This window comes from Anaerococcus sp. (assembly GCF_022770135.1).
GTDB lineage: Bacteria > Bacillota > Clostridia > Tissierellales > Peptoniphilaceae > Anaerococcus.
Genome location: NZ_JALEIL010000038.1, coordinates 1 through 8755 on the forward strand (window position 1 = coordinate 1; position 8755 = coordinate 8755).

The 8755-nt window shown below is 39.2% G+C and carries 7 protein-coding genes; all 7 read left to right on the top strand.

Features of this window, described 5'->3' with window-relative positions:
* The first annotated feature begins 333 nt into the window (after positions 1–333).
* Positions 334–1281, top strand: a complete 948-nt coding sequence (locus MRZ08_RS01460; protein WP_297378479.1) for an NAD(P)-dependent oxidoreductase — start codon at positions 334–336, stop codon at positions 1279–1281.
* Complete coding sequence (gene udk / locus MRZ08_RS01465) at positions 1278–1907, top strand: uridine kinase (RefSeq protein WP_297378482.1); 630 nt, start codon at positions 1278–1280, stop codon at positions 1905–1907. Before MRZ08_RS01460 ends, udk begins: the two co-directional genes overlap by 4 nt.
* Positions 1897–3696, top strand: a complete 1800-nt coding sequence (glgB, locus tag MRZ08_RS01470; RefSeq protein ID WP_297378485.1) for a 1,4-alpha-glucan branching protein GlgB — start codon at positions 1897–1899, stop codon at positions 3694–3696. The genes udk and glgB overlap by 11 nt, the downstream gene beginning before the upstream one ends.
* A gap of 1 nt (position 3697) precedes the next feature.
* Positions 3698–4165: a UPF0158 family protein gene (locus MRZ08_RS01475; RefSeq protein ID WP_105300862.1), complete on the top strand. Its 468-nt coding sequence runs from the start codon at positions 3698–3700 to the stop codon at positions 4163–4165.
* Positions 4162–5331, top strand: coding sequence for an FAD:protein FMN transferase (locus tag MRZ08_RS01480; protein ID WP_297378491.1), 1170 nt, complete (start codon positions 4162–4164; stop codon positions 5329–5331). Before MRZ08_RS01475 ends, MRZ08_RS01480 begins: the two co-directional genes overlap by 4 nt.
* Before the next feature lie 497 nt (positions 5332–5828).
* Positions 5829–6092, top strand: coding sequence for a GIY-YIG nuclease family protein (locus tag MRZ08_RS01485; RefSeq protein ID WP_297378495.1), 264 nt, complete (start codon positions 5829–5831; stop codon positions 6090–6092).
* A 794-nt stretch (positions 6093–6886) separates the two neighbouring features.
* Complete coding sequence (locus MRZ08_RS01490; protein ID WP_297378497.1) at positions 6887–8362, top strand: DUF1846 domain-containing protein; 1476 nt, start codon at positions 6887–6889, stop codon at positions 8360–8362.
* Positions 8363–8755: the final 393 nt, after the last annotated feature.

The window sequence follows — 8755 nt, forward strand, 5'->3', positions numbered from 1 at the left end:
TATATATCTAGATAAGAATTGTATATCCTATCTTTGATATCCTTTGGGTGATTGAACTCCTTGAAATCACTGTATCTTATGACTTTTTCTGGTTCTTTTAGGCCAAACACATTGCAATAATAATGAAGAGCCTCTAAACATTTACCATCTGTAAAAGCTAATCCAACTGCCATACCTATTCCTTTCTATTCTATACTAATAATTTATCACATTATCATCATCTAGGCAAGTATAGTTAGTAATTAATCTAGATGAATTTTCTATTTAAATATGCCCAAGAAGAGTATAATAATAGCAAGTAAACGATATTAATTTTGAATAAAGGAGAATATAATGAAGATTAGTCTAATTGATCCATTAGAAGTTGATAGAGAAATTATTGAAAATCATAAAGAAAAAATCGAATCTTTAGGCCATGAGTTTGAATATTTTGAAGAAAGTGCAGGAAGTGATGAGGAAAAAATCGAAAGATTAAAGGACACTGATATAGCTATCATCACCAACAAGCCACTTACAAGCGATGTGATTAATAATACAAACTTAGAGCTAATCGATGTAGCCTTTACTGGGGTGGACCACGTAGACCTCGATACTTGCAAGGAAAAGGGAATCAAGGTTCTCAATGCTAGCGGTTACTCTGATGATTCTGTAGCAGAGCTTGTAATAGGCCTTACTATCTCTGTTTTGAGGAAGTTTAACGAAAATAGGGGAAATATCTTCAATGGAGAAAATAACTATCTTCTAGGCGAGCTTATCAAGGGCAAGACCTTCGGTGTAATAGGAACAGGAAATATAGGATCTAAGCTAATCGATCTTTTGAGCGTCTTTGGCTGCAAGATAATCGCTTACTCAAGAACAGAAAAGGAAGAAATAAAAGCTAAGGGAGTAGAGTATGTCGACCTTCCTACCCTCCTTAAGGAAAGTGATATAGTATCCCTCCATATACCAAACAACAAGGAAACTAAGGGATTCTTAGGAGAAGAAGAGCTCAACCTAATGAAAGAAGGGGCTGTCCTAATCAACTGCGCTAGGGGAGCTGTTGTAGATAATGACTACCTAGCTAAGCTTCTTAATGAGGATAAGCTAAGGGCAGGTATAGACGTATTCGACATGGAACCACCACTTCCTGAAGATTACCCACTAAGAAACGCCAAAAACGTAATACTCACTAACCACGTAGCCTTCTACACCAAGGAAGCTATGGAGATTAGGGCAGACATTGTATTCGACAACCTTTATCAATACCTAGAGGGAAATATCGTAAACGAGATTAAACTATGACAGATGTAAAGATCGTTGCTATAGCTGGGGGTTCGGCCTCTGGCAAAAGCTCGATTGTAAGAGAAATTGCAAATTATTTTAAGGATGACTTAACTGTAATAGGTCACGACAATTACTACAAGGCCCACGATGACATTTCCTTTGAGCAAAGGGCCAAGCTTAACTACGACTACCCAGGTGCCTTCGACAATGATTTATTTTATAAAGACTTATTAAAACTACGCGAGGGCAAGACTATAGCTATGCCGACCTATGATTACAATATCCATACTAGAAGCAAGGATACCATAGAGATTAAGCCAACCAAGATTATCCTAATTGAAGGAATTCTTGTTCTCTATGACGAAAGGATTAGGTCTATCACAGACACCAAGGTCTTCGTGGATGCCGATAGTGATGTGAGGCTTCAAAGGAGAATCCTAAGAGATACCAAGGAACGTGGCAGGTCACTGGAATCTGTCCTTACCCAATACATCGGCCAGGTTAAGCCAATGCATGAGACTTACATCGAACCAAGCAAGAAATACGCAGACATTATTATTCCAAGAGGAGCGAAGAACCTAAAGGGAATTCAAATCCTCAAAAGACACATTAAACATTTGATTGAGGAAGAAAATGAAGGTTAATATCACAGAAACACCCCATGACCATATAGAAAATTATTTAGCGGGCCACTCATCTATGGGGGCCGATATTTGGGGAGCCCATAAAGACACTGACGGTAAGTATGTATTCAGGGTTCTTGCCCCAAACGCTGACGAAGTCTACATCAAGGGAGATTTTACTTCTTGGGAAAATACCAAGATGACCAAAAACACCAAGTACGGTTATTTTTTTATTAAGCTTGATGCCAAGCCGGGAGATTATTACAAATATATAGTAGTCCATGAAGGTAATTGGGTAGAAAAAACCGACCCCTTCGCCCGTGCCATGGACAAGGAAGGGGACTTTGCTAGTATCATAACAGATGACTCCTACGACTTTTCTGACGAAGATTTTATCAAAAACAGGGATAAGAACTTTGATAAGCCCCTAAATATCTACGAAATCCATATAGGAAGCTGGCTTAGATATAATGACAATGTCAACTTCCTCGATATAGTCGACAAACTAGTAGCCTATGTCAAGGAAATGAACTATACTCACGTAGAAATCATGCCTATAACTGAATATCCTTACTATCCATCATGGGGCTATCAATCGAGTGGATTTTTTGCGACAAGCTCCCGTTTTGGAAGTCCAGTAGACCTTAAGAAATTCGTAGATATTCTTCACCAAAATGGAATTGGAGTAATCCTAGATATGGTGGCAGTTCATTTTGCTAGCGACTACTTTGGATTAGACCATTTTGATGGAACGGGAATGTATGAGTCAATCTATCCCGACCTCAAATACTCCGAGTGGGGATCCAATAACTTTGACTACTCCAAGGGTCATGTTAGGAGCTTTATGAAGTCAGCTATGACCTATTGGCTAGAAAACTTCCACTTCGATGGAATCAGAATCGATGCGGTAAGCTACATGATCCACTACAATGGCAACAAAAACCGTGGGGTCCACAGGGATAATATCGAATTTATTAAGGACCTTAATAAAACCATCCACGAGGCCTTCCCAAATGTAATGCTAATAGCAGAAGACTCCTCAGACTTCCCACAAGTTACAGGCAAGGTCGAAGACGGAGGATTAGGCTTTGACTATAAGTGGGACTTGGGTTGGATGAACGATACCCTAAGGTATTTTAAGACAGATTCCATAAATAGGATCAACCACCAGGCAAATATCAATTTTTCCATGTTCTACTTCTACAACGAACGCTTTATCCTTCCATTAAGCCACGACGAGGTAGTTCACATGAAAGGCGCCATGATTAACAAGATGGCAGGGTCTTACGAGGAGAAGTTCAAACAACTTAAGCTCCTCTACACCTACCAGATGACCCATCCTGGCAAGAAGCTAAACTTCATGGGTAACGAAATCGCAACCTTTGACGAATGGAATGAACATGAATCGATTAATTGGGATATACTTAAATTCCCAACCCATGACGACATCCACCGCTATGTTAAGGACCTTAACACCCTTTATAAAGAAAGTCCTGCCTTTTTCGAAAAAGACTACGAAGAAGATGGATTTTCCTGGAAGGTAGTAGATGATAATATAAATTCTGTTTTTGCCTATGAAAGAAAAGCCGGAGATGATAGATACCTTGTAGTCCTTAACATGACCAATACCTACAAGGGAGCTTTCGAGATCCCTTACGATGAAGACTTAGAATTCGTCGAAGTCTTGGATTCACTATCAGAGACCTACGGTGGAAGCAGATGGGATAAGAGAAAGATAAAAATAGAGAAAGGAAACAATTTAGTATTGGAACTTTGGGAATACGAAGCAATAGTACTAAAAGTAAAATAATATGAAAGTAAGAAAACCAATCAATCTATCCTGGTTAGTTGAAAAATGGACCTTGATAGATGAAGATTCATATCTTAAGAATATGTGGTTGAATACAGAATCCCTTGATTTTATAAGAATCAACAAGGAGATCCAAACCGCAGAAGATATAGAAGAAAATTATATAGATATAGATGCAGATGTAGAAAACTTCTTGCTCATGCCAACAGCAGACGAGCTAGATAGCCAGAGACTAAGAGAAGCCTTTGTTGCAAGCCTTGACAGACACCAAAGGGACAACTTCCTAGACAACTACGAGGGAATCGCCCCAAGGGAAGAATTCCTAGACATTGTCTACGAACAAGGCCTTGAAGGACAATGGAACTCCTTTAGAGACAAGGCAGCGGCGGACATATTATTAACATGGGCTCTTGAAGAATCAATCCCAGTAAATAAAGACATGGAGACAATTAACATAAACAAACTATGAGAATAAAGAAAATATTTTACCCCTTGGCCATGGCCCTTGTCATAACAGCCTGTGCCAATGGAGCAAATGAAAAAGAAGATAAGAACGACCAAGTAAGCCAAGCTGAAGAAAAAGTAGAGGAAAAAGAGACTGAGGAAGACACAAAAGTAGAAGATGTAGGAGAAAATCAAGAAGATACGAAAAGCACCGAAGTGCCAAAACTTGATAAGACCTATTACGATTACTTCGATACAGTAACCACTCTTCTAACTTATTCTGACGATAAAGATGCCTTCGTAAAACAGTGTGATGTCCTAGAAGAAGAGCTAGCCAGATACCACAAGCTCTACAACTCCTACGATTCCTTCGAAGGAGTAAATAACTTCAGAACAATCAACGAAAAGGCAGGTATCGAGCCAGTCAAGGTAGATCCTGAAATAATCGAGTTAATCGAATACTCGAAAGAGATGTACGAACTAACAGACGGAAACATCAACATAGCTATGGGATCTCTCCTAGGCTTGTGGCACCAATACAGGGAAATGTCCATAGATAATCCTGAAAAGGCAGCCATCCCACCAGAAGATGAGCTAATCAAAAAAAGCGAACACGAAAACATAGACGCCATTGAAATAGACAAAGAAAACTCCACAGTCTACATCAATGATCCAGATGTCCAAATAGACATAGGAGCAATCGGCAAAGGCTACGCCACAGAAAAAATGGCAGAAAAACTAAAAGAAGCAGGATTTGAAAGAGGAATCCTCTCTGTCGGTGGAGATGACGTAATCATAGGAGAAAACCCAAACAACAGCGAAGGAAACTGGAAAATAGCAGTCCAAAATCCATTCCTAGAAGACAAAGAAAACCCATACTCCACAGTAGTAAACGTAAAGAACACATCAGTAGTAACAAGCGGAGACTACCAAAGATACTTCACAGTGGATGGCAAAAACTACCACCACATCATAGACCCAGCCACCAGATACCCATCCGATAAATGGAAATCCGTATCAGTAAAAGCAGATAGCATAGCCCTAGCAGACACCCTCTCAACCTACTTCTTCATAGTAGACCACGAGACAGGACTAAAAAAAGCAGCCGAAAACAAAGTAGAAGCCTACTGGATAGATCCAGAAGGAAACGAATACAAAACCGAAGGCTGGGAAAAAATAGAAGACAAATAAAAATGAAGCCCTGATCCTGAGTTGATTGGGGCTTTTTGGTTGGGGATGAGACTTCTCCACTCACTGCGTTCGGTCGAAGTAAGGGAAAGTTGGAAAGGAAACTTTCCTTATGTTAATAATTATTTCTGTTACATCATTTCCCTTATGTCGAGCGAAGTCGAGACATCTCAAAGTTAACTATATTTAAAAATAACCCAATAGACTTCTCCATTACAGTCGAAGTAAGGGGTAGGGAAAATAGATTTTTCTGCATTGGTCGAAATAAGGAATAGTTGAGAAATATATTTTCCCTATAATAAAATAATTTACAATGAAACACGTCCCCTTATGTCGAGCGAAGTCGAGACATCTCAGAGTTAACTATATTTAAAAATAACCCAATAGACTTCTCCATTTCAGTCGAAGTAAGGGAAAGGTTGGAAGCGGAGTAGAGACATCTCTTAATAAAAAAATTCAAAATGGATATAATATGATAAAATATAACAAAGGAGTTAGCCATGTCTGGATATTTTTACATATTATCAAACAAATCAAACAAGGTCCTATACAAAGGATCAACCACTGATATTATAAAACGAGTCTATGAACACAAGAACCACCTTGACAAAGGAAGCTTTACAGATAAATACAATGTCACTAAGCTTGTTTACTATGAATCATACGAAAGTATTCAAGAAGCAAGAGGCAGAGAAGTTCAAGTAAGCAAATGGTCGAGGGATAAAAAAGATAAATTAATAGATAGCCTAAATCCTGAAAGATAAGATTTATACTGGGATATTGTTGGCTAGTATTAATTAGTATTGAATATTTATATATAGGGTTCACAATAAACCTTTGTCTCGAGCTTATCTAAGTTTCACTTTTACCCTTATCTCGAGCGAAGCGGAGTCGATAGATCTCGAATTTAACTGGATTCAAAAATAACCCAATAGACTTCTCCATGTTAGTCGAAGTAAGGGAAAGGTTGGAAAGTAAACTTTCCTCTATAATTATGAATATTTAAGCTTCGTATTTATCCCCCCCTTATGTCGAGCGAAGTCGAGACATCTCAGAGTTAACTACATTTAAAAATACCCCAATAGACTTCTCCATTTCAGTCGAAGTAAGGGAAAGGTTGGAAAGTAAACTTTCCTCTATAATTATGAATATTTAAGCTTCGTATTTACCCCCCCCTTATGTCGAGCGAAGTCGAGACATCTCAAATTTAACTAAATTCAAAAATAACCCAATAGACTTCTCCATTACAGTCGAAGTAAGGGAATTGTTAGAAAGCAAACTTTCCTTTATAGTTATTAATATCTAAGTTTCACTTTTACCCTTATCTCGAGCGTAGTGAAGCGGAGTCGAGAGATCTCGAATTTAACTGGATTTAAAATAAATATTAATAGATTTCTCCACGATGGTCGAAATAAGGGGAGTAGACTTCTCCATTACAGTCGAAGTAAGGGAAAGGTCGAAAAAAGGAGTGGACAATCTCTAGTACAAATTTAATTCCACCAATCTTTCCATCTCCCGCAATTCTTGGTATAATATTTAGATATGATTGGAGGATGACGTGAAGAAAGCTTTTGATAATGATAAGTATATAAAATTGCAGTCGGAAAAGATCGAGGAGAGGATTTCTCATTTTGATAAGCTCTATATGGAGTTTGGGGGCAAGCTTTTTGATGATAGCCATGCATCAAGAGTGCTTCCTGGTTTTCTACCTGACTCAAAACTTAGGATGCTCTATAACCTCAAGGATGTTTGTGAGATAATCATAACAATCAATGCCAACGATATCGAAAACAACAAGATCAGAGGGGACAATGAGACCTCTTATTATGCGGAAACTATTAGACTAAAAGAAGCCTTTGAGGACTACGGATTTCTGGTAAATGGGATTATCATAACCCAATTCGATAACCAACCCAAGGCAGTGAAGTACCAAAAGTATCTAGACAACCTAGGAATCGCAAGTTACAAGACCTACGATATCCAAGGCTATCCAAATAACATCGACCACATCATCTCAAAGGATGGTTTTGGTAGAAATGAGAGAGTAAAGACCACAAGACCCCTAGTAGTTATCACAGGACCAGGACCAGGATCAGGCAAAATGGCGACCTGCCTTTCCCAAATGTATCTGGACCATGAAGCAGGAATCAACGCAGGTTACGCCAAGTTTGAGACCTTTCCAATATGGAACATCGCCCTCAAGCATCCTGTAAATATGGCCTATGAGGCAGCTACTGCCAACCTTGACGATGTAAATATGATCGACCCTTACCATCTGGACGCATATGGGGAGCTTGCCGTAAACTACAACAGGGATGTAGAGGCCTTTCCTATACTTAAGAAAATGTTCGAGAAAATCATGGGCACCAGCCCTTACAAGTCTCCAACGGATATGGGTGTCAACATGGTGGGCTTCTGTATAGAAGATGAGGAAGAGGTAAAACGCGCCAGCAAGGAAGAGATTATCAGAAGATACTACAATACCTTAGTTGACTTTAGATATGCCAAGGAAAGCTACCATGCAGTAGAAAAAATCGAAATGCTAATGAGTCAGCTTGAAATAAGCCCAGAAGATAGGACAGTCGCAGTAAAGGCGAGAGAAAAGGCGAAAAAGACCGGAAAAGAAGCCTTCGCCATTAAGCTTGAGACAGGGGAGATCATCACAGGTAAGAAAAGCGACCTCTTGTCAGCCCCATCAGCCGCTATCCTAAACGCCCTAAAGAAACTTGGTAAACTTGACGACGAACTTCTTTTGATATCACCACACATCATAGAGCCAGTTTCAAATCTCAAGACAAAGTCTCTGGGAGGTAAAGAAACATCCCTATCAGCTAACGAAATGCTAATAGCCCTTTCAATCTCAGGCACAACTAACCCCCTAAGCCATATGGCTATAGAACAAATCAGTAAACTAAAGGGCTTAGACGCCCACTCTACAGTCCTCCTAGAAGACAGCCAAAGATCCATGCTAAGAAAACTAGGCATAAATTTCACCCAGGACGCCTATCTAGGAAACGACGATTACGAATACTAAGCGATAAGGAGCGAAAGCTCCTTTTAAATTGTGGAAAAGAGTGGAAAAAGACAAGAGATATCTCGACTACGCTCGATATAAGGGGGTAACAAGTGTAAGAAAACGAAGATTTCTCTCCTTTCCCCTTGCTTCGACCGCAGCGGAGAAGCCTCATGCAATTATCTACATCAAACAATTCAGTATGGAAAATGATAATAAACCCAAATATTAATTACACCATCTCTAATGGAGTTGTCACAGTGAGTAACACGAACTGATGAAACTCCTTAATCGAGGATTTATGAGATGAAGCGAAGCTGACTCCATAAACTACCGTCGACAGAGCGAAGCGACGAGAGATCTACAGTCTATGATGACATGCAAAAATTAAGGATTAAGTAATATACGAAGCTC

Bases quoted from the DNA above. Each gene is read 5' to 3' on its own strand.
- MRZ08_RS01460 (WP_297378479.1), top strand. From the start codon at position 334: ATGAAGATTAGTCTAATTGATCCATTAGAAGTTGATAGAGAAATTATT.
- udk (WP_297378482.1), top strand. From the start codon at position 1,278: ATGACAGATGTAAAGATCGTTGCTATAGCTGGGGGTTCGGCCTCTGGC.
- MRZ08_RS01475 (WP_105300862.1), top strand. From the start codon at position 3,698: ATGAAAGTAAGAAAACCAATCAATCTATCCTGGTTAGTTGAAAAATGG.
- MRZ08_RS01480 (WP_297378491.1), top strand. From the start codon at position 4,162: ATGAGAATAAAGAAAATATTTTACCCCTTGGCCATGGCCCTTGTCATA.
- MRZ08_RS01485 (WP_297378495.1), top strand. From the start codon at position 5,829: ATGTCTGGATATTTTTACATATTATCAAACAAATCAAACAAGGTCCTA.
- glgB (WP_297378485.1), top strand. From the start codon at position 1,897: ATGAAGGTTAATATCACAGAAACACCCCATGACCATATAGAAAATTAT.